At 53.8% G+C, this 20,217-nt stretch carries 17 protein-coding genes and 7 tRNA genes; 22 read left to right on the top strand and 2 right to left on the bottom strand.

Annotation, left to right across the window (positions count from 1 at the left end; translation table 11 throughout):
• Positions 1 to 93 precede the first annotated feature (93 nt).
• The 8 genes from asnB to JGF26_RS04275 all read left to right on the top strand — a co-directional run bounded on the left by asnB (position 94) and on the right by JGF26_RS04275 (position 2,679).
• Positions 94 to 1,758, top strand: a complete 1,665-nt coding sequence (asnB, locus tag JGF26_RS04240; RefSeq protein WP_134707312.1) for an asparagine synthase B — start codon at positions 94 to 96, stop codon at positions 1,756 to 1,758.
• A 227-nt stretch (positions 1,759 to 1,985) separates the two neighbouring features.
• Positions 1,986 to 2,062, top strand: a tRNA-Met gene (locus tag JGF26_RS04245).
• Between the two features lie 8 nt (positions 2,063 to 2,070).
• Positions 2,071 to 2,155: transfer RNA gene (locus tag JGF26_RS04250), tRNA-Leu, on the top strand.
• 23 nt (positions 2,156 to 2,178) lie between these two features.
• Positions 2,179 to 2,253 (top strand) — tRNA-Gln (locus JGF26_RS04255).
• A gap of 32 nt (positions 2,254 to 2,285) precedes the next feature.
• Positions 2,286 to 2,360, top strand: a tRNA-Gln gene (locus tag JGF26_RS04260).
• A 17-nt stretch (positions 2,361 to 2,377) separates the two neighbouring features.
• Positions 2,378 to 2,454, top strand: a tRNA-Met gene (locus JGF26_RS04265).
• A 40-nt stretch (positions 2,455 to 2,494) separates the two neighbouring features.
• Positions 2,495 to 2,569: transfer RNA gene (locus JGF26_RS04270), tRNA-Gln, on the top strand.
• 35 nt (positions 2,570 to 2,604) lie between these two features.
• A tRNA-Gln gene (locus JGF26_RS04275) sits at positions 2,605 to 2,679 on the top strand.
• 103 nt (positions 2,680 to 2,782) lie between these two features.
• Here the strand turns inward: JGF26_RS04275 and ubiF are convergent.
• Positions 2,783 to 3,958: a 3-demethoxyubiquinol 3-hydroxylase gene (gene ubiF, locus JGF26_RS04280; RefSeq protein ID WP_028019462.1), complete on the bottom strand. Its 1,176-nt coding sequence runs from the start codon at positions 3,956 to 3,958 to the stop codon at positions 2,783 to 2,785.
• Between the two features lie 135 nt (positions 3,959 to 4,093).
• On the opposite strand from ubiF, the gene miaB reads away from it, so the two are divergent.
• The 10 genes from miaB (at position 4,094) to rihA (ending at position 14,342) form a co-directional block, all read left to right on the top strand.
• On the top strand, positions 4,094 to 5,518 hold the full coding sequence (gene miaB / locus JGF26_RS04285; protein WP_049007961.1) for a tRNA (N6-isopentenyl adenosine(37)-C2)-methylthiotransferase MiaB: 1,425 nt from the start codon (positions 4,094 to 4,096) through the stop codon (positions 5,516 to 5,518).
• A 154-nt stretch (positions 5,519 to 5,672) separates the two neighbouring features.
• Positions 5,673 to 6,719, top strand: coding sequence for a PhoH family protein (locus JGF26_RS04290; protein ID WP_028019464.1), 1,047 nt, complete (start codon positions 5,673 to 5,675; stop codon positions 6,717 to 6,719).
• Positions 6,716 to 7,183, top strand: coding sequence for an rRNA maturation RNase YbeY (ybeY, locus tag JGF26_RS04295; protein WP_134707311.1), 468 nt, complete (start codon positions 6,716 to 6,718; stop codon positions 7,181 to 7,183). The genes JGF26_RS04290 and ybeY overlap by 4 nt, the downstream gene beginning before the upstream one ends.
• 89 nt (positions 7,184 to 7,272) lie before the next feature.
• Entirely contained in the window at positions 7,273 to 8,151 is an 879-nt protein-coding gene (corC, locus tag JGF26_RS04300) for a CNNM family magnesium/cobalt transport protein CorC (protein ID WP_028019465.1), read from the top strand.
• A 5-nt stretch (positions 8,152 to 8,156) separates the two neighbouring features.
• Complete coding sequence (gene lnt, locus JGF26_RS04305) at positions 8,157 to 9,695, top strand: apolipoprotein N-acyltransferase (protein ID WP_049007959.1); 1,539 nt, start codon at positions 8,157 to 8,159, stop codon at positions 9,693 to 9,695.
• A gap of 384 nt (positions 9,696 to 10,079) precedes the next feature.
• Complete coding sequence (locus JGF26_RS04310) at positions 10,080 to 10,985, top strand: amino acid ABC transporter substrate-binding protein (protein WP_014069338.1); 906 nt, start codon at positions 10,080 to 10,082, stop codon at positions 10,983 to 10,985.
• 155 nt (positions 10,986 to 11,140) lie between these two features.
• Positions 11,141 to 11,881 carry a glutamate/aspartate ABC transporter permease GltJ gene (gene gltJ, locus JGF26_RS04315; RefSeq protein WP_028019467.1) on the top strand — a complete coding sequence of 247 codons (741 nt, stop codon included), beginning with the start codon at positions 11,141 to 11,143 and terminating at the stop codon, positions 11,879 to 11,881.
• Positions 11,881 to 12,555, top strand: coding sequence for a glutamate/aspartate ABC transporter permease GltK (gltK, locus tag JGF26_RS04320; protein ID WP_134707310.1), 675 nt, complete (start codon positions 11,881 to 11,883; stop codon positions 12,553 to 12,555). The genes gltJ and gltK overlap by 1 nt, the downstream gene beginning before the upstream one ends.
• Complete coding sequence (locus JGF26_RS04325) at positions 12,555 to 13,280, top strand: amino acid ABC transporter ATP-binding protein (protein WP_014883001.1); 726 nt, start codon at positions 12,555 to 12,557, stop codon at positions 13,278 to 13,280. The genes gltK and JGF26_RS04325 overlap by 1 nt, the downstream gene beginning before the upstream one ends.
• A 120-nt stretch (positions 13,281 to 13,400) precedes the next feature.
• Complete coding sequence (gene rihA / locus JGF26_RS04330; protein ID WP_108090593.1) at positions 13,401 to 14,342, top strand: pyrimidine-specific ribonucleoside hydrolase RihA; 942 nt, start codon at positions 13,401 to 13,403, stop codon at positions 14,340 to 14,342.
• 79 nt (positions 14,343 to 14,421) lie between these two features.
• Here the strand turns inward: rihA and JGF26_RS04335 are convergent, their stop codons facing one another.
• Positions 14,422 to 14,904, bottom strand: a complete 483-nt coding sequence (locus tag JGF26_RS04335) for a zinc ribbon-containing protein (RefSeq protein WP_028019469.1) — start codon at positions 14,902 to 14,904, stop codon at positions 14,422 to 14,424.
• A gap of 214 nt (positions 14,905 to 15,118) precedes the next feature.
• Here JGF26_RS04335 and leuS point away from each other — a divergent pair, with 214 nt between their 5' ends.
• The 4 genes from leuS to nadD are packed head-to-tail and all read left to right on the top strand — an operon-like array spanning position 15,119 to position 19,974.
• Complete coding sequence (gene leuS, locus JGF26_RS04340) at positions 15,119 to 17,701, top strand: leucine--tRNA ligase (RefSeq protein ID WP_134707309.1); 2,583 nt, start codon at positions 15,119 to 15,121, stop codon at positions 17,699 to 17,701.
• A gap of 14 nt (positions 17,702 to 17,715) precedes the next feature.
• Positions 17,716 to 18,285, top strand: a complete 570-nt coding sequence (gene lptE / locus JGF26_RS04345) for an LPS assembly lipoprotein LptE (protein ID WP_028019471.1) — start codon at positions 17,716 to 17,718, stop codon at positions 18,283 to 18,285.
• The gene (gene holA / locus JGF26_RS04350) at positions 18,285 to 19,316 is read left to right on the top strand and encodes a DNA polymerase III subunit delta (RefSeq protein ID WP_128347895.1); all 1,032 of its coding nucleotides are present in this window, start codon (positions 18,285 to 18,287) and stop codon (positions 19,314 to 19,316) included. The genes lptE and holA overlap by 1 nt, the downstream gene beginning before the upstream one ends.
• Entirely contained in the window at positions 19,309 to 19,974 is a 666-nt protein-coding gene (nadD, locus tag JGF26_RS04355; protein WP_028019473.1) for a nicotinate-nucleotide adenylyltransferase, read from the top strand. The genes holA and nadD overlap by 8 nt, the downstream gene beginning before the upstream one ends.
• Positions 19,975 to 20,217 lie beyond the last annotated feature (243 nt).

A 20,217-nucleotide genomic window follows, 5' to 3' on the forward strand; every position in this document is an offset into this window, starting at 1 on the left:
TTTTAGCCCGTAAAACGCTTGCGCACCCTGTCCCTTTGCGGCATTTTCATAAGCAAGCAACATCACAATGCAACAGGGTTAACGGAGAAGGTTATGTGTTCTATTTTTGGCGTACTGGATATTAAAACTGACGCGGGCGAACTGCGTAAAAAAGCACTCGAATTGTCCCGCCTGATGCGCCATCGCGGCCCGGACTGGTCCGGCGTTTACGCCAGCGATAAAGCTATTCTGGCTCACGAACGTCTGTCGATCGTAGACGTCAACGCTGGTGCTCAGCCGCTGTATAACGAGAAAAAAACGCACGCGCTGGCTGTCAACGGTGAAATCTACAACCATCAGGCACTGCGTGCCGAGTACGGCGACCGCTACGCGTTCCAGACCGGTTCTGACTGTGAAGTGATCCTCGCGCTGTATCAGGAGAAAGGCCCGGAGTTCCTGGACGACCTGCAGGGCATGTTTGCCTTCGCACTGTACGACAGCGAAAAAGACGCCTACCTGATCGGCCGTGACCACATCGGCATTATCCCGCTGTATATGGGTCACGATGAACACGGCAACTTCTATGTTGCCTCTGAAATGAAAGCCCTGGTACCGGTTTGCCGCACCATTAAAGAGTTCCCTGCAGGTAGCTACCTGTGGAGCAAAGACGGCGAGATCCGTCAGTATTATCAGCGCGACTGGTTCGAGTACGACGCGGTGAAAGACAACGTCACGGACAAAGCCGAGCTGCGTCAGGCGCTGGAAGACTCCGTTAAAAGCCACCTGATGTCAGACGTGCCGTACGGCGTGCTGCTCTCCGGCGGCCTGGATTCTTCCGTGATCTCCGCGATCACCAAGAAATTTGCCGCCCGTCGCGTGGAAGATCAGGAACGCTCTGAAGCCTGGTGGCCACAGCTGCACTCCTTTGCCGTGGGCCTGGAAGGCGCGCCGGATCTGAAAGCCGCACAGGAAGTGGCAAACCATCTTGGTACCGTGCACCACGAAATTCATTTCACCGTGCAGGAAGGTCTGGATGCGATCCGCGATGTTATCTATCACATCGAAACTTATGATGTGACGACCATCCGCGCCTCTACGCCTATGTATCTGATGTCCCGTAAGATCAAAGCGATGGGCATTAAGATGGTGCTGTCTGGCGAAGGTTCTGACGAAGTATTCGGTGGCTACCTGTATTTCCACAAAGCGCCGAATGCCAAAGAGTTGCATGAAGAGACAGTGCGCAAACTTCAGGCGCTGCATATGTTTGACTGTGCGCGTGCCAACAAAGCGATGTCGGCCTGGGGTGTGGAAGCGCGCGTTCCGTTCCTGGATAAGAAATTCCTCGATGTCGCGATGCGTATCAACCCGCAGGACAAGATGTGCGGCAACGGCAAAATGGAAAAACATATCCTGCGCGAATGTTTTGAATCCTACCTGCCGGCAAGCGTGGCGTGGCGTCAGAAAGAGCAGTTCTCTGACGGTGTAGGTTACAGCTGGATCGACACCCTGAAAGAGGTGGCGGCAAAACAGGTTTCCGACCAACAACTGGAAACAGCGAGCTTCCGCTTCCCGTACAACACGCCGGGTTCCAAAGAAGCCTATCTGTACCGTGAAATTTTTGAAGAACTGTTCCCGGTTCCAAGTGCTGCGGAATGTGTGCCGGGTGGCCCGTCCGTCGCCTGCTCTTCAGCAAAAGCGATTGAATGGGATGAATCTTTCAAATCCATGAACGATCCATCAGGACGCGCGGTAGGCGTTCACCAGTCAGCCTACAAATAATCGCTCAGTTCGCAATCAGGCCCCTCAGGGGCCTGATTTTTTTGCCTCACATTTCACCACCTAAATCTGATTAATAACCAATAATTGCCGAATATTCGGTCACGCTGTTCGCAACCTAACCAAACAGTCACATTCCGGCCATTTTCGTTGAAAAAGGTGTTGACGCTGCAAGGGTCTATACGCATAATGCGCCCCGCAACGCCGATAAGGTAACGCGAAAAAAAGATGGCTACGTAGCTCAGTTGGTTAGAGCACATCACTCATAATGATGGGGTCACAGGTTCGAATCCCGTCGTAGCCACCATCTTTTTTGCGGGAGTGGCGAAATTGGTAGACGCACCAGATTTAGGTTCTGGCGCCGCAAGGTGTGCGAGTTCAAGTCTCGCCTCCCGCACCATTCCCAGGTAAGCGTTGCACGGATGGGGTATCGCCAAGCGGTAAGGCACCGGTTTTTGATACCGGCATTCCCTGGTTCGAATCCAGGTACCCCAGCCATATTTCTTCGATTTTGCGGTTCTCCGCGGTATTGGGGTATCGCCAAGCGGTAAGGCACCGGTTTTTGATACCGGCATTCCCTGGTTCGAATCCAGGTACCCCAGCCATCGAAGATTGCAGTACTGGCTACGTAGCTCAGTTGGTTAGAGCACATCACTCATAATGATGGGGTCACAGGTTCGAATCCCGTCGTAGCCACCATATTTAGATTGTCGATTTTTCGGTAATCAAGACAAATTGTTGGGGTATCGCCAAGCGGTAAGGCACCGGATTCTGATTCCGGCATTCCGAGGTTCGAATCCTCGTACCCCAGCCAATTTAAAAAAGTCGTTAAACACTGTTTAACGCAATTGGGGTGTCGCCAAGCGGTAAGGCTCTGGTTTCTGATACCAGCATTCCGGGGTTCGAATCCCTGCACCCCAGCCACTTAGTAACAAAAAAGCCCGCTCTGCGGGCTTTTTTGTTTTTGTTGTCAGTGCGGCCAGGCTCCCTCACCCTACCCCTCTCCCACAGGGAGAGGGAAAGAAGATTAAAGGCCCAGGGCGTATTTCAACGCCTGACGCTTCAGACCACCGGCACGCTCAGCCGCCATCAATCCAATATTACGCAGAATACGCACCGGCCCTACGTCATTGCTGAACCCGGCATAGAACAGATCCATCCCTGACTGCATGATGAAGTTATCCGCCATACGCCGCGTCTGGTAACGCTTCAGTACCTGATGGCTTGACCAGTCCTCCGCATGCCCGCGTGCACTACCCAGCACATCCAGTAATGCATCAACATCACGATACCCCAGGTTTACCCCCTGCCCTGCCAGCGGGTGAATGGTGTGTGCCGCATCTCCTACCAGAGCCAGCCCTTCGCGGGCGTATTGCAACGCGTGTCGACGAGTCAGCGGGAATGCTCCTGCCGCAACCGGCGTCACATACCCCAGCCGGCTCGGGAAGTGGCGCATAATTTCGTCTTGCAGTTGCGCCATCGAAAGCCCCTGTAACTGACGAATACGCGCCGGTTTGTCGTACCACACCAGCGATGCCCAGTTATCGAACAACGGTAAAAACGCGTGCGGACCATTCGGCGTAAAGTGCTGCCAGGTGCTCTCTCCTGGCGCATTCTCACACTGGACAGTAATCAACATACAAGACTGTTGATACTGCCAGGCATGAACCCCAATCCCCGCCATCTCTCTGACCTGAGAGTTGGCGCCATCAGCGCCCACCACCAGCTTCACGGCTAATTCATCATCATTGTCCAGCGTCAGGCGATATCCGTTGTCATGACGATGCAAGGCTTTGAGTGACGATGGGACACGCAGCGTCACCTTCGGGTGTGCCTCCAGCGCCTGCCAGAGCGCCTGCTGGAGGACGTTGTTTTCCACCATATAGCCCAGACGGGGCAGCTTGAGTTCAGCAGCATCAAACGCGACGTGGGCATTTTCCCACTCCCACGTTTCGAGGCGGCTGTAAGGGTGAGCACGCATCGTCAGCACCGCGTCCCAAACGCCCAGCCCGCGCAGTAGATCAACTGAGGCGGCACTGATCGCGGAAATACGCACATCCGGCTTTGCCGTCGGGTCAAACGTAGCAGGAGCAGCCTGCTCGATAACCGTTACCTCAAATCCCTGCTGCGCCAGCCCCAGCGCCAGTGCGCCGCCGACCATACCGCCGCCGACAACGGCGATTTCGGTTTGTTGGAGTGTCATGGTCAATTTTCCTTATTGCAGAATCCCTTAAGTTTACCGGATTTTTGGGGTCAGGAGGTTGACAACCTTCATACTGGTCACAACCGCACCAAAGCATTACAATACGCGGCTTGCAATCCTGAGCTGAGCAAGTCGATGACTAAAAAACTCCATATAAAAACCTGGGGCTGTCAGATGAACGAATACGATTCATCCAAGATGGCCGATCTGCTGGATACAACCCACGGATACCAGCTGACTGAAAATGCGAAAGAAGCCGATGTGCTGCTGCTAAACACCTGTTCTATTCGTGAAAAAGCGCAGGAAAAAGTCTTTCATGTGTTAGGTCGCTGGAAACTTCTCAAACGAAAAAATCCGGACTTGATCATTGGTGTTGGCGGTTGCGTTGCGTCGCAGGAAGGGAAACTGATCCGCCAGAGAGCCCCGTATGTGGATATTGTCTTTGGCCCTCAGACCCTGCACCGCCTGCCTGAGATGATCAATCAGGTTCGCGGTAATCGTAGCCCGGTTGTTGACGTCAGCTTCCCGGAGATTGAAAAATTTGACCGTCTGCCAGAGCCGCGCGCGGATGGCCCGACCGCTTTTGTCTCAATCATGGAAGGCTGCAACAAATACTGCACTTACTGCGTGGTGCCTTACACGCGCGGTGAAGAGGTCAGCCGTCCGGCGGATGACATTCTGTTTGAAATCGCGCAGCTTGCCGCGCAGGGCGTACGCGAAGTGAACCTGCTGGGCCAGAACGTTAACGCCTGGCGCGGCGAGAACTACGACGGCAGCACCGGCAGCTTTGCTGAACTGCTGCGTCTGGTCGCAGCCATTGACGGTATCGACCGCATTCGCTTCACCACCAGCCATCCGATGGAATTTACCGATGACATCATCGATGTTTATCGCGACACGCCGGAACTGGTGAGCTTTCTGCACCTGCCGATTCAGTGTGGTTCTGACCGTGTGCTGAACCTGATGGGGCGCCCGCATACGGTGCTGGAGTACAAATCCACCATTCGTAAACTGCGTGAAGCCCGTCCTGATATCCAGATTAGCTCGGACTTTATCGTCGGCTTCCCAGGCGAAACTGCCGACGACTTTGAGCGCACCATGAAGCTCATCGGCGACGTGAATTTTGACGTTAGCTACAGTTTCATCTTCTCTGCACGTCCTGGAACCCCTGCGGCAGATATGGTTGACGATGTGCCGGAAGAAGAGAAAAAGCAGCGTCTGTATATTCTGCAGGAGCGTATCAACCAGCAGGCCAATGCCTGGAGCCGTCGTATGCTTGGTACTGTACAGCGTATTCTGGTTGAAGGCACTTCCCGCAAGAGCATTATGGAACTCTCCGGTCGTACCGAAAATAACCGCGTGGTGAACTTCGAAGGCACCCCGGATATGATCGGTAAATTCGTGGACGTCGAGATTGTGGAAGTGCTGACCAACTCGCTGCGTGCGAAGGTGGTACGTACCGAGGATGAAATGGGTCTGCGCATTGCAGAATCTCCGGAATCCGTCATTTCCCGCACCCGAAAAGAAAACGATTCTGGCGTGGGTATCTATCAGCCGTAATGCGTCCAGGCCTGCCTTTCTGGCAGGCCTTGTAATTCCCCTCTTCGCCCCCAATATCCATCGCAATGCTTGCGCCTTTATTCTGTGGCGTGAATAATTTCGGTAATGACAGTTTTATGATGCCAGCCCTACTAAACACTCAAAGAGGAACGGTTTGAATATAGACACGCGTGAAATTAGCCTTGAGCCAGCAGACAACGCTCGCCTGCTGAGCCTGTGCGGGCCGTTTGATGACAACATCAAGCAACTGGAGCGACGTCTGGGTATCGAAATCAATCGTCGCGATAATCATTTCAAACTGACCGGACGCCCTATCTGCGTCAACGCCGCCGCAGATATTCTGCGTAGCCTGTATGTGGATACCTCCCCAATGCGTGGCGAAATTCAGGATATCGAGCCAGAACAGATCCACCTCGCCATTAAAGAAGCGCGAGTGCTCGAGCAGAGCGCGGAAAGTGTGCCTGACTACGGCAAGGCAATTAACATCAAAACCAAACGTGGCGTGATTAAACCGCGTACGCCAAACCAGGCACAGTACATCGCGAATATCCTCGACCATGACATCACCTTCGGCGTTGGACCGGCCGGTACCGGTAAAACCTATCTGGCGGTAGCAGCAGCAGTGGATGCGCTGGAGCGTCAGGAGATCCGCCGTATTCTGCTGACTCGCCCTGCGGTTGAAGCGGGCGAGAAACTGGGCTTCCTGCCAGGCGACCTGAGCCAGAAAGTCGACCCATATCTGCGTCCTTTATACGACGCGCTGTTTGAAATGCTCGGTTTTGAAAAAGTTGAGAAACTTATTGAGCGTAACGTTATCGAAGTTGCTCCGCTCGCTTATATGCGCGGCCGTACGCTGAACGATGCGTTTATCATTCTCGATGAAAGTCAGAACACCACCATAGAACAGATGAAGATGTTCCTGACGCGTATCGGCTTTAACTCGAAAGCGGTCATTACCGGTGACGTCACCCAGATCGACCTGCCGCGCAGCACCAAATCTGGCCTGCGTCACGCCATTGAGGTGCTGGCCGAGGTCGAAGAAATCAGTTTTAACTTCTTCCACAGTGAAGACGTGGTACGCCACCCGGTCGTCGCGCGTATTGTTAACGCCTACGAGGCCTGGGAAGAAGCCGATCAGAAGCGTAAGGCCGAACTGGCAGCAGAACGTAAGCGCGAAGCGCAGGAGCAAGAACAGAAATGAGTCAGGTGATCCTCGATTTACAGCTGGCCTGTGAAGATAATTCCGGTATGCCAGAAGAGGCGCAGTTTCAGAAATGGCTGGATGCCGTTATCCCCCAATTTCAGGAAGAATCAGAAGTCACGATTCGCCTGGTGGATGAAGCCGAAAGCCATGAGCTTAACCTGACCTATCGCGGGAAAGATAAGCCTACCAACGTGCTCTCTTTCCCGTTCGAAGCCCCACCGGGCATCGAGATGCCGCTGCTGGGCGATCTGATCATCTGTCGCCAGGTGGTTGAGCAGGAAGCCAAAGAGCAGCAAAAAACCCTTGAAGCCCACTGGGCGCATATGGTGGTACATGGCAGCCTGCATCTGCTCGGCTACGATCATATAGAAGATGACGAAGCAGAAGAGATGGAGTCCCTCGAGACAGAGATAATGCTTGCTCTGGGCTATGAGGATCCGTACATTGCCGAGAAAGAATAGTCAGTCTCCCCACTGACTAACATGCCGCCACGAAAGGAAATCGCGTGGCGGTAAACGTTGAACTAACAAGAGAACCCTTAACAAACGCCATGAGCGACGACAATTCACACAGTAGCGACACGACAAACGGTAAAAAGGGATTTTTCTCCCTCATTCTAAACCAGCTTTTCCACGGCGAACCGAAAAACCGTGATGAACTGCTGGAGCTGATTCGTGATTCCGGGCAAAACGACCTTATCGATGAAGATACGCGCGAAATGCTCGAAGGGGTCATGGACATCGCCGACCAGCGTGTTCGCGATATCATGATCCCCCGTTCGCAAATGATCACCCTGAAACGTAACCAGACACTGGACGAGTGCCTCGATGTGATTATCGAATCCGCTCACTCACGTTTCCCGGTCATCAGCGAAGACAAAGATCACATTGAAGGGATTTTGATGGCGAAAGATCTGCTGCCGTTTATGCGCAGCGATTCTGACGCTTTCAGCATGGAAAAAGTGTTACGCCAGGCCGTGGTTGTGCCGGAAAGTAAACGTGTGGATCGGATGCTGAAAGAGTTTCGCTCTCAGCGTTACCACATGGCGATTGTTATTGATGAATTTGGCGGTGTGTCGGGTCTTGTCACGATCGAAGATATCCTTGAGCTGATCGTGGGAGAAATCGAAGATGAGTATGACGAAGAAGAAGATATCGACTTCCGTCAACTGAGCCGCCACACCTGGACTGTGCGTGCGCTGGCCTCGATTGAAGACTTTAACGACGCTTTCGGCACCCACTTCAGCGATGAAGAGGTTGATACCATTGGCGGTCTGGTGATGCAGGCCTTTGGCCACCTCCCGGCGCGCGGTGAAACCGTTGACATCGACGGTTACCAGTTCAAGGTAGCGATGGCCGACAGCCGACGTATTATACAGGTTCATGTCAGAACGCCGGATGACTCACCGGTGCCAAAACTGGAAGATTAATGTAAATGGCATTTGCCCCACTGCTTGAACGCCAGCGCGTCCGTTTGCTGCTGGCGCTGTTACTCGGAGCCAGCGGTACGCTGGCTTTTTCTCCTTACGATATCTGGCCCGCCGCCATTCTCTCCCTGATGGGGCTTCAGGGCCTGACCCTGAATCGTCGTCCGGTACAGGCTGCGGCTATCGGTTACTTCTGGGGACTGGGGCTGTTTGGCTCAGGCATCAACTGGGTCTATGTTAGCATCGCCCAGTTTGGCGGAATGCCTGGCCCGGTTAACGTCTTCCTGGTGGTATTGCTCGCCGCGTATCTCTCGCTCTATACCGGTCTGTTCGCCGGCATCCTTTCTCGCCTGTGGCCAAAAACCACCTGGCTGCGCGTCGCCATTGCGGCGCCGGTTGTCTGGCAAATTACCGAGTTCCTGCGTGGCTGGGTATTGACCGGTTTTCCATGGTTGCAGTTCGGCTACAGCCAGATTGACGGGCCGCTGAAAGGCCTGGCACCGGTGATGGGCGTTGAGGCGATTAACTTCCTGCTGATGGTTGTCAGCGGCCTGCTGGTACTGGCGTTGGCCAAGCGCTGCTGGAAGCCGCTGGTTGCGGCACTGGTATTGTTCGCACTGCCCTTCCCGCTGCGCTATATCCAGTGGTATACCCTGGAGCCAGAACGCGCTACGCAGGTTTCCATGGTGCAGGGTGATATCCCGCAGGCCATGAAGTGGGATGAAAAGCAGCTTCTGAATACGCTGAAGATCTACGCCAACGCGACCGAAGAGGTCATGGGCAAATCACAGCTGATTATCTGGCCGGAATCTGCGATCCCGGACCTGGAAATAAACCAGCAGCCGTTCCTGAACATGATGAACGATCTGCTGCTCGCGCGCGGCAGCACGCTGATTACCGGTATTGTTGATGCGCGTCTGAATCAGCAGAACCGTTATGACACCTATAACACCATCATTACCCTCGGCAAAGATAGCGAATACAGCTACAACTCCACTGACAGGTACAACAAAAATCACCTGGTTCCGTTTGGTGAATTTGTCCCGCTGGAGTCCATTCTGCGCCCGCTGGCACCGTTCTTTGACCTGCCGATGTCCTCTTTCAGCCGTGGTCCATACGTTCAGCCGCAGCTGCATGCGCACGGTTTTGCCCTGACCGCAGCCATTTGCTACGAAATTATCCTCGGCGAGCAGGTACGCGATAACTTCCGCCCGGACACGGACTTCCTTCTGACCATCTCCAATGACGCGTGGTTTGGTAAGTCGATTGGCCCATGGCAACACTTCCAGATGGCGCGGATGCGTTCCCTGGAGCTGGCGCGTCCACTGCTGCGTAGCACCAACAACGGCATCACCGCCGTAATTGGCCCACAGGGTGAAATTCAGGCCATGATCCCGCAGTTTACCCGTGAGGTGCTGACCACCAACGTCACGCCAACCACGGGACTGACGCCGTACGCCCGCACCGGCAACTGGCCGCTGTGGATCCTGACCGCGCTGTTTGGTTTTGGTGCGGTGTTGATGAGTCTTCGTCAGCGTCGTAAATAACCTTACCTTATGTTGCCGGGTGGCGTTGACGCTTACCCGGTCAACTTTTCCATACTGTTGCTACCATCCTACCATTCCCTCCAGACTCCAATTCTGGCACGCCTATTGCTTTGTTTATTCAGGTAAACGCAGTTTGGCTTAACGCGCAACCTGGTCGCACCAGCGTAGATCATCGGTAGCACCGAAACGGTGCAACGAGAGATTTTTGCCTCTGAATGGTGCGGCGCGCTTCGCAAAAATAAACAATAACGCAGCAAAATCTTTACATTAAGCCAGACTAAATGTTAACAAGCTTGCATAACACTGCACTCGCATAGCGCGAGATATAACAACATCACAATGGGTATCAATGCGTCTCTGGCGCTGATAAAAAAGGAGTTGGGTATGCAATTACGTAAACTGGCCACAGCAATGCTGGTTATGGGGATGTCTGCAGGCGTGGTTCACGCTGAAGACGCTCCGGCTGCCGGAAGCACTCTCGACAAGATTGCCAAAAACGGCGTGATCGTGGTCGGCCACCGTGAATCTTCTGTTCCGTTCTCTTACTATGACAACACGCAAAAAGTCGTGGGTTATTCACAGGATTACTCCAACGCCATCGTTGAAGCCGTGAAGAAAAAGCTGAACAAACCTGACCTGCAGGTGAAGCTGATCCCAATCACTTCACAAAACCGTATTCCACTGCTGCAAAACGGCACCTTTGATTTTGAGTGTGGCTCCACCACCAACAACCTTGAGCGTCAGAAACAGGCTGCTTTCTCTGACACCATCTTCGTGGTAGGTACCCGCCTGCTGACCAAAAAAGGCGGCGAGATTAAAGATTTTGCTGACCTGAAAGGCAAAGCGGTCGTTGTCACCTCCGGTACCACCTCAGAAGTGCTGCTGCACAAACTGAATGATGAGAAGAAAATGGATATGCGCATCATCAGCGCGAAAGACCATGGCGACTCCTTCCGTACCCTGGAAAGTGGCCGTGCCGTCGCGTTTATGATGGATGACGCCCTGCTGGCGGGCGAACGCGCGAAAGCGAAGAAACCGGACAACTGGGAAATCGTCGGAACTGCACAGTCAAAAGAAGCTTATGGCTGCATGCTGCGTAAAGACGACGCTGAGTTCAAAAAACTGATCGATGACACCATCGCCCAGGCACAAACTTCCGGCGAAGCGGAAAAATGGTTCGACAAGTGGTTCAAGAACCCAATTCCACCAAAAAACCTGAACATGAACTTTGAACTGTCTGACGACATGAAAGCGCTGTTCAAATCACCAAATGACAAGGCTCTTAACTAATTAGAACAACAGGGGCGGGATCTCCTGCCCTCTCGATTGTCGGGAAGCATGGACAGACTATACGTTGAGTGGTCGTTCCCCACTCAGCGCGAAAAATGAGCTTCTCACCAATCTTCGAGGGTAGCGCTGCTACCCTTTTTTTTCTGGAGTTTATTATGTCAATAGACTGGAACTGGGGCATCTTTCTGCAACAAGCCCCGTTCGGCAACACCACCTATCTTGGCTGGTTATGGAGCGGCTTTCAGGTCACTGTCGCTTTATCCATAACGGCATGGATCATCGCATTTCTTGTCGGCTCGCTGTTCGGTATTTTGCGTACCGTCCCTAACCGCTTTCTTTCAACCCTCGGCACCTTGTACGTTGAACTGTTTCGTAACGTTCCGCTGATCGTGCAGTTCTTTACCTGGTATCTGGTGATTCCTGAACTGCTGCCGGAAAATATTGGCATGTGGTTCAAGTCGGAACTGGATCCTAACGTTCAGTTCTTTGTCTCCTCGATGCTCTGTCTGGGGCTGTTTACCGCTGCGCGCGTGTGCGAGCAGGTGCGAGCCGCCATTCAGTCATTGCCACGTGGACAAAAAAATGCAGGTCTGGCGATGGGATTAACGCTGCCACAAACCTACCGTTATGTTCTGCTGCCTAACGCCTACCGCGTTATCGTTCCACCGATGACCTCTGAGATGATGAACCTGGTGAAAAACTCGGCCATCGCCTCGACCATCGGCCTGGTGGATATGGCTGCGCAGGCGGGCAAGCTGCTGGATTACTCCGCTCATGCGTGGGAATCCTTCACCGCAATCACGCTCGCCTATGTTCTGATTAACGCTTTCATCATGCTGGTGATGAACCTGGTTGAACGCAAAATTCGCCTGCCGGGCAATCTGGGAGGTAAATAATGTACGATTTTGACTGGAGTTCTATCGTTCCATCCATGCCTTACCTGCTTGATGGCCTGGTGATTACCTTAAAAATCACCGTTATCGCCATCATCATCGGTATTGTCTGGGGTACCCTGCTGGCGGTCATGCGCCTGTCGAGCTTTAAGCCGTTCGCCTGGTTCGCAACGGCCTACGTTAACGTTTTCCGTTCCATTCCGCTGGTGATGGTGCTGCTGTGGTTTTACCTGATTGTTCCCGGTTTCCTGCAGAACGTGCTGGGACTGTCACCGAAAACCGATATCCGCCTGATCTCGGCGATGGTGGCGTTCTCCATGTTCGAGGCTGCTTATTACTCTGAGATTATCCGTGCGGGTATCCAGAGTATCTCGCGTGGGCAGTCCAGTGCAGCACTGGCGCTGGGGATGACACACTGGCAGTCCATGCAGCTCATCATTCTGCCGCAGGCGTTTCGCGCCATGGTTCCACTCCTGCTGACTCAGGGTATCGTGCTGTTCCAGGATACCTCTCTGGTATATGTACTCAGCCTGGCAGACTTCTTCCGTACCGCCTCCACCATCGGTGAGCGTGATGGTACGCAGGTCGAGATGGTGCTCTTTGCGGGTGCGGTCTATTTTGTGATTAGTTTAAGCGCGTCGCTGTTGGTCAGTTGGCTGAAGAAAAGGACGGTATAATGATTTCCCTGAAAAATGTTTCTAAATGGTATGGGCACTTTCAGGTGCTGACCGACTGCTCCACCGAAGTGAAAAAAGGCGATGTGGTGGTAGTGTGCGGACCGTCAGGTTCCGGTAAATCCACGCTGATCAAAACCGTCAACGGACTGGAGCCGGTGCAGCAGGGTGAGATCGTCGTCAACGGCACTAAAGTCAATGACAAAAAAACCAATCTCGCCCAGCTTCGCTCTCACGTTGGCATGGTGTTCCAGCATTTTGAGCTGTTCCCTCACCTCTCCATTATTGAGAACCTGACGCTGGCGCAGGTAAAAGTGCTTAAGCGCGATAAAAAAGCGTCGCGCGAGAAAGGGCTGAAACTCCTGGAACGCGTTGGGCTCTCTGCGCATGCAGATAAATTCCCGGCACAACTTTCGGGTGGCCAACAGCAGCGTGTGGCGATCGCCCGCGCGCTGTGCATGGATCCGGTGGCAATGCTGTTTGATGAGCCAACGTCGGCGCTCGATCCAGAGATGATCAACGAAGTGCTGGACGTCATGGTCGAACTGGCACACGAAGGGATGACCATGATGGTGGTGACCCACGAAATGGGCTTCGCCCGCAAAGTAGCAAACCGCGTGATCTTTATGGACGAAGGGAAGATCGTGGAAGACTCGCCGAAAGAAGAGTTCTTCGCTAACCCGAAATCGGAACGTGCAAAAGACTTCCTTGCCAAAATTCTGCATTAATCTTCTCAGTGCGCAATCTGCGGATTGCGCACTGCTTCACGCTTTCACTCACTTCCTCTCGTCGGCGTCACATTGCAGCGTTAACCTTGTCACAAAATAACGCTACGTATGGAGAACGCTATGGCACAGCCTATTATTCTCGATTGCGATCCGGGTCATGATGACGCGATCGCGCTCGTCCTCGCTCTTGCCTCCCCTGAACTTGACGTCAAAGCCGTTACCTCGTCCGCCGGAAACCAGACGCCTGAAAAAACCTTGCGTAACGTCCTGCGCATGCTAACACTGCTCAAACGCACCGATATTCCTGTCGCTGGCGGTGCCGTGAAGCCGCTGATGCGCGAGCTGATCATTGCCGACAACGTTCACGGTGAGAGCGGGCTGGACGGCCCGGCACTGCCGGAGCCGGGTTTCGCACCGCAACACTGCACTGCCGTGGAGTTGATGGCGAAGGTGCTGCGTGAAAGTGCCGAGCCGGTAACGCTGGTGGCAACCGGTCCGCAAACCAACGTTGCGTTGCTGCTTAACAGTCATCCGGAGCTGCACAGTAAAATTTCCCGTATCGTGATAATGGGTGGCGCAATGGGGCTGGGTAACTGGACGCCTGCGGCGGAGTTCAACATCTTTGTCGACCCGGAAGCCGCTGAGATTGTCTTCCAGTCCGGCTTGCCGGTTGTGATGGCGGGACTGGACGTTACCCATCGCGCGCAGATTATGGCGGACGATATTGAGCGTTTCCGCTCGGTGGGCAACCCGGTTGCGACAACTGTGGCCGAACTGCTCGACTTCTTTATGGAATATCACAAAGCCGAGAAGTGGGGCTTCCACGGCGCGCCCCTGCATGATCCATGCACCATTGCCTGGCTACTGAAGCCGGAGATGTTTACCACAGTGGAACGCTGGGTCGGTGTGGAGACGCAGGGGAAATATACCCAGGGGATGACAGTAGTGGATTACTACTCACTGACGGGAAATGCGCCGAATACCACGGTGATGGTGGATATCGATCGGCAGGCGTTTGTGGATTTGCTGGCGGAGAGGCTCAAGTACTACGCTGCGGCCTGATGCCCTCACCCTACCCCTCTCCCAAGGTGGGAGGGGGCAGACACTAAAAACGGCAACATAGTTGCCGTTTTACTTTTATTTATGGCTCAAACGGTCGACGCTGAAACTGATCGTGCCCACATTTCGGACATAACGGCAGCACTTCCGGCGTATACACTGCAATATGGTGATGGCATTTCTCGCAGACCAGATTCCCCAGGCCAACCACTTCACCGCTGTGATACACACCATGATGGTTCAGATCCTGAAACACCTCGCGCCACTCCAGCTGCGTTTTATCGGTGATATCCACCAGTTCCTGCCACAGGCTCTCTTTAATCACCCGCATAAATACGCTGTCAGTGACCTCATCCTGGCTCTCCTGGTAGCTGCGTGCGAATTCTTCCAGGTCACGGCGTACCGCGCGGGTGACCTCTTCAACTTCGGTGCGCGTTAACTCACCCGTTTGCGTCACGCGGGCACGAGCCTGCTCCACCAGCGCGTCAATATCGCGCTCGCCGTTACGCAGCCGTTCCGTCAGTGTCGCCACCAGTTCGCGGTAAAATTGAGCAACCTTGTTCATCATTTTGCCTCCCGGGTAAGTAACTATTTCTAATAATAGACCTTATTTCGTCGCCGCTTTGTCAGGTGAAGCACAGACCCGGTAAATTCCTGCAATGCGCATTTGTGCGAAAGGCTGTTTTGACGCGGACGTTTGGGCTATGCTATGCGGATCTGAAATACCACATCCATTGGCTACATTTGTAGCTGTATTGAAAACAGGACCACTGGCTGCCATGCAAGAGCAATACCGCCCGGAAGAGATAGAATCAAAAGTCCAGCAACACTGGGACGAGAAGCGCACCTTTGAAGTAACCGAAGACGAGAGCAAAGAGAAGTATTACTGCCTGTCGATGCTTCCCTATCCTTCTGGTCGACTACACATGGGCCACGTGCGTAACTACACCATTGGTGATGTGATCGCCCGCTACCAGCGTATGCTGGGCAAAAACGTTCTGCAGCCAATCGGCTGGGACGCGTTCGGTCTGCCTGCTGAAGGCGCTGCGGTAAAAAACAACACCGCACCTGCCCCATGGACGTATGACAACATCGCGTACATGAAAAACCAGCTTAAAATGCTGGGCTTTGGCTATGACTGGAGCCGCGAGCTGGCAACCTGCACCCCGGAATACTATCGCTGGGAACAGAAATTCTTCACCGAGCTGTACAAAAAAGGCCTGGTGTATAAGAAGACCTCTGCTGTTAACTGGTGTCCAAATGACCAGACTGTTCTCGCGAACGAACAGGTTATTGATGGCTGCTGCTGGCGTTGTGATACCAAAGTTGAGCGTAAAGAGATCCCACAGTGGTTTATCAAAATCACAGCCTATGCTGACGAACTGCTGAACGATCTGGATACGCTGGATCACTGGCCAGATACCGTTAAAACCATGCAGCGCAACTGGATCGGCCGTTCTGAAGGCGTGGAGATCACCTTCAACGTTGAGAACTACGACCAGACCCTGACCGTCTACACCACCCGTCCAGACACCTTCATGGGCGCGACCTACCTGGCCGTGGCTGCGGGTCACCCTCTGGCGCAGAAAGCGGCGGAGAACAATCCGGAACTGGCCACCTTCATCGACGAATGCCGCAACACCAAAGTGGCCGAAGCCGACATGGCGACGATGGAGAAAAAAGGTGTAGCGACAGGCTTCTATGCTAAGCACCCACTGACAGGCGAAGCGATCCCTGTCTGGGCCGCGAACTTCGTTCTGATGGAATACGGTACAGGTGCAGTCATGGCTGTTCCAGGCCACGATCAGCGCGACTACGAGTTTGCGACCAAATACAGCCTTCCGATTAAAGCCGTTATCCTGGCCGCCGATGGTTCTGAACCAGACCTGTCCGCGCAAGCGCTGACTGAAAAAGGCACCCTGTTTAACTCGGGTGAATTCAGCGGCCTGAGCTTCGAAGACGGTTTTAATGCCATTGCAGACAAACTGGCCTCTCTGGGCGTGGGCGAGCGTAAAGTTAACTTCCGTCTGCGCGATTGGGGCGTTTCCCGTCAGCGTTACTGGGGTGCACCAATCCCAATGGTGACGCTGGAAGACGGCACCGTGATGCCAACGCCGGAAGATCAACTGCCGGTGATCCTGCCAGAAGACGTGGTCATGGACGGCATCACCAGCCCGATCAAAGCCGATCCTGAGTGGGCAAAAACCACCGTCAACGGCCAGCCTGCGCTGCGTGAAACCGACACCTTCGACACCTTTATGGAGTCCTCCTGGTACTATGCGCGTTACACCTGCCCGCAGTATAAAGAGGGTATGCTGGACTCTGATGCAGCGAACTACTGGCTGCCGGTAGACATTTACATCGGTGGTATCGAACATGCCATCATGCACCTGCTCTACTTCCGCTTCTTCCACAAACTGATGCGTGATGCCGGCATGGTGAACTCTGACGAACCGGCAAAACAGCTGCTGTGTCAGGGGATGGTACTGGCTGATGCCTTCTACTACGTGGGTGCTAACGGCGAGCGTAACTGGGTGTCTCCGGTTGATGCTATCGTTGAGCGTGACGAGAAAGGCCGCATTGTGAAGGCGAAAGACGCCGAAGGTCATGAACTGGTCTATACCGGCATGAGCAAGATGTCTAAATCCAAAAACAACGGCATCGACCCACAGGTGATGGTTGAACGTTACGGCGCGGATACCGTGCGTCTGTTCATGATGTTTGCTTCTCCGGCGGACATGACCCTGGAGTGGCAGGAATCGGGTGTGGAAGGTGCAAACCGCTTCCTGAAACGCGTCTGGAAACTGGTTTACGAACACACTGCACAGGGTGATGCTCCGGCACTGAACGCCGCGGCACTGACTGAAGATCAGCAGGCGCTGCGTCGTGATGTTCATAAAACGATTGCGAAAGTGACCGATGATATTGGTCGTCGTCAGACCTTTAACACTGCAATTGCAGCTATTATGGAACTGATGAATAAGCTGGCGAAAGCCCCGCTGGACGGCGAGCAGGATCGTGCCTTAATGCGTGAAGCGTTGCTGGCCGTCGTTCGCATGCTGAACCCGTTCACTCCGCACGTTAGCTTCACCCTGTGGCAGGAGCTGAAAGGCGAAGGCGATATCGACAATGCTCCATGGCCACAGGCCGACGAAGCCGCGATGGTGGAAAACACTACGCTGGTTGTCGTTCAGGTAAACGGCAAAGTACGCGGTAAAATTACCGTGGCGGTCGATGCAACCGAAGAACAGGTTCGCGAACGCGCGGGCCAGGAACCTCTGGTCGCAAAATATCTTGAGGGCGTTACCGTACGTAAAGTGATCTACGTACCGGGTAAATTGCTGAATCTGGTCGTTGGCTAAGCGCGGGAGGAAACGTGCGACAACTGGCAACAATACTCTTATCTCTGGCGGTGCTTGTCACCGCTGGTTGTGGCTGGCACCTGCGCAATACCACGGCGGTGCCTGCTCAGATGAAAACGATGATCTTTGATTCCGGGGATCCGAATGGCCCACTCAGCCGGGCAATTCGTAACCAGCTGCGTCTGAACGGTGTTGAAATTGTTGAGAAACAAACGCTTCGCCAGGATGTACCGTCTCTGCGTGTGATAGGAGGCGGTCTGTCGAGAGATACAGCCTCTATCTTCCAGGATGGCCGCACCGCAGAGTATCAGATGGTGTTAACGGTCGATGCGGCAGTTCTGATCCCGGGTAAAGATATTTATCCGATCAGCACGAAAGTGTACCGTTCGTTCTTCGATAACCCGCAGACGGCGCTGGCAAAAGATGCCGAACAGCAGATTATTATCAACGAAATGTACGACAAGGCAGCGGAACAGCTGATCCGTAAACTGCCAAGTGTTGCAGCGTCAACCAAGCAAGGTTCTGACATTGTTGAAAAACCGGTTGCTGGCACGCTTCCCGCTGCTAACTCTCTGGGTAAATGATGATCAGGCTGTATCCTGAACAACTTCGCGCGCAGCTCAATGAAGGGCTGCGCGCGGCGTATTTGCTTCTTGGAAACGATCCGCTATTACTTCAGGAAAGCCTGGATGCCGTGCGCCATGCGGCGGCGGCACAGGGATTTGATGAACATCACACCGTTCAACTGGATAACAACACCGACTGGAACGCCCTCTTCTCGCTTTGCCAGGCGATGAGTCTTTTCGCGTCGCGCCAGACTATCCAGATCCTGCTGCCGGAAAATGGTCCTAACGCGGCCATGAATGAACAACTCGCTACGCTGGTGAGCCTGTTGCACAGCGATCTGCTCTTCATCGTGCGCGGCAACAAGCTCACTAAAGCACAGGAAAATGCAGCCTGGTTTACCCAGCTCGCGACTCACGCAGTGCTGGTCACCTGTCAGACGCCTGAGCAAACGCATCTACCCAAATGGGTGGCGGCGAGAGCGAAGCAAAACAACCTTCAACTGGATGACGCCGCGAATCAACTGCTTTGCTACTGCTATGAAGGAAATCTGCTGGCCCTGGCTCAGGCGCTGGACAGACTCTCCCTGCTCTGGCCGGATGGTAAACTCACCCTACCGCGTGTCGAACAGGCCGTTAACGATGCCGCGCACTTCACGCCATTCCACTGGGTGGATGCGTTGTTGGCGGCGAAAAGCAAACGCGCCCTGCATATTCTGCAACAACTGCGCCTCGAAGGGAGCGAACCCGTTATTCTGCTACGTACTCTGCAGCGCGAATTACTGCTGCTGATTACGCTAAAGCGTCAGTCTGCCCATACGCCGTTGCGTTCGCTGTTTGATAAACACCGCGTATGGCAAAATCGCCGGGCTATGACGACAGAGGCCATTAACCGCCTGAGTCATGAACAGCTGCGACAGGCTGTTCAGCTGCTGATGCGCGCTGAGCTCACGTTAAAACAAGATTACGGCCAGTCGGTCTGGGCAGAGCTGGAAAGCCTTTCTCTGCTGCTCTGCCACAAGGCGCTCGCAGACGTATTTATTGATGGATAGCATGCATTCTTTACAGGCCCTGTATGGTGGCACCTTCGACCCGGTACATTACGGGCATCTGAAGCCAGTCGAAATTCTGGCGAATCTGATCGGGCTTCAGTGCGTCACCATTATGCCCAATAATGTTCCGCCACACCGTCCCCAGCCTGAGGCGACCAGCGAGCAACGCAAAGAGATGCTGGCCCTGGCCATTGCGGATAAACCGCTTTTCAAACTTGATGAACGGGAGCTACGTCGCGATACTCCCTCCTGGACGTCACAGACGCTGCAGGAGTGGCGGACTGAACAAGGCCCTGACAAGCCGCTGGCCTTCATTATTGGCCAGGATTCACTGCTAAATCTCCCCACATGGCATCAGTATGAAACCATTCTGGAGAACAGCCACCTGCTTGTCTGCCGCCGTCCGGGTTATCCGCTGACGATGCGCGAAGAGCAGTATCAGCAATGGCTGGAAGACCATCTCACCGATAATGTTGAAGATCTCCACAATCAGCCTGCCGGGAAAATTTATCTGGCAGAAACACCGTGGTTCGATATCTCTGCGACCCTCATTCGTGAGCGCCTGCAACAGGGCTTAGCGTGTGACGATCTGCTGCCCGCATCGGTACTGGCGTATATTCACGCACACGGGTTGTATCAGAAAAGTGCAGATGCCTGACCCGGGACCATAAAAAGTGGCTTATTGATTATCCTGCCTTGACAGAGTAAGCCATACTGTTATCCTCCGCTGCCAGACTTTCCCGCCGATCATTGCTTTACAGAAATTGTTTTACAAAAATGGCGATGCAATCTCAGGCGGAGGGTGGGATGATACCCGCCTTCAAAAGCCCGGCCGGAGACATTTGTCCCGACACAGGCGCTAGTTCAGGTATACTGTCTGGCCACGAATTCATAGTTATAC

Source organism: Enterobacter sp. E1, assembly GCF_016809815.1.
GTDB lineage: Bacteria > Pseudomonadota > Gammaproteobacteria > Enterobacterales > Enterobacteriaceae > Enterobacter > Enterobacter adelaidei.

What these genes read in the sequence shown, in the direction of transcription:
- asnB (WP_134707312.1), top strand. Translation starts at nt 94, where the DNA reads ATGTGTTCTATTTTTGGCGTACTGGATATTAAAACTGACGCGGGCGAA.
- ubiF (WP_028019462.1), bottom strand. Translation starts at nt 3,958, where the DNA reads ATGACACTCCAACAAACCGAAATCGCCGTTGTCGGCGGCGGTATGGTC.
- miaB (WP_049007961.1), top strand. Translation starts at nt 4,094, where the DNA reads ATGACTAAAAAACTCCATATAAAAACCTGGGGCTGTCAGATGAACGAA.
- ybeY (WP_134707311.1), top strand. Translation starts at nt 6,716, where the DNA reads ATGAGTCAGGTGATCCTCGATTTACAGCTGGCCTGTGAAGATAATTCC.
- corC (WP_028019465.1), top strand. Translation starts at nt 7,273, where the DNA reads ATGAGCGACGACAATTCACACAGTAGCGACACGACAAACGGTAAAAAG.
- lnt (WP_049007959.1), top strand. Translation starts at nt 8,157, where the DNA reads ATGGCATTTGCCCCACTGCTTGAACGCCAGCGCGTCCGTTTGCTGCTG.
- JGF26_RS04310 (WP_014069338.1), top strand. Translation starts at nt 10,080, where the DNA reads ATGCAATTACGTAAACTGGCCACAGCAATGCTGGTTATGGGGATGTCT.
- gltJ (WP_028019467.1), top strand. Translation starts at nt 11,141, where the DNA reads ATGTCAATAGACTGGAACTGGGGCATCTTTCTGCAACAAGCCCCGTTC.
- gltK (WP_134707310.1), top strand. Translation starts at nt 11,881, where the DNA reads ATGTACGATTTTGACTGGAGTTCTATCGTTCCATCCATGCCTTACCTG.
- JGF26_RS04325 (WP_014883001.1), top strand. Translation starts at nt 12,555, where the DNA reads ATGATTTCCCTGAAAAATGTTTCTAAATGGTATGGGCACTTTCAGGTG.
- rihA (WP_108090593.1), top strand. Translation starts at nt 13,401, where the DNA reads ATGGCACAGCCTATTATTCTCGATTGCGATCCGGGTCATGATGACGCG.
- JGF26_RS04335 (WP_028019469.1), bottom strand. Translation starts at nt 14,904, where the DNA reads ATGAACAAGGTTGCTCAATTTTACCGCGAACTGGTGGCGACACTGACG.
- leuS (WP_134707309.1), top strand. Translation starts at nt 15,119, where the DNA reads ATGCAAGAGCAATACCGCCCGGAAGAGATAGAATCAAAAGTCCAGCAA.
- holA (WP_128347895.1), top strand. Translation starts at nt 18,285, where the DNA reads ATGATCAGGCTGTATCCTGAACAACTTCGCGCGCAGCTCAATGAAGGG.
- nadD (WP_028019473.1), top strand. Translation starts at nt 19,309, where the DNA reads ATGGATAGCATGCATTCTTTACAGGCCCTGTATGGTGGCACCTTCGAC.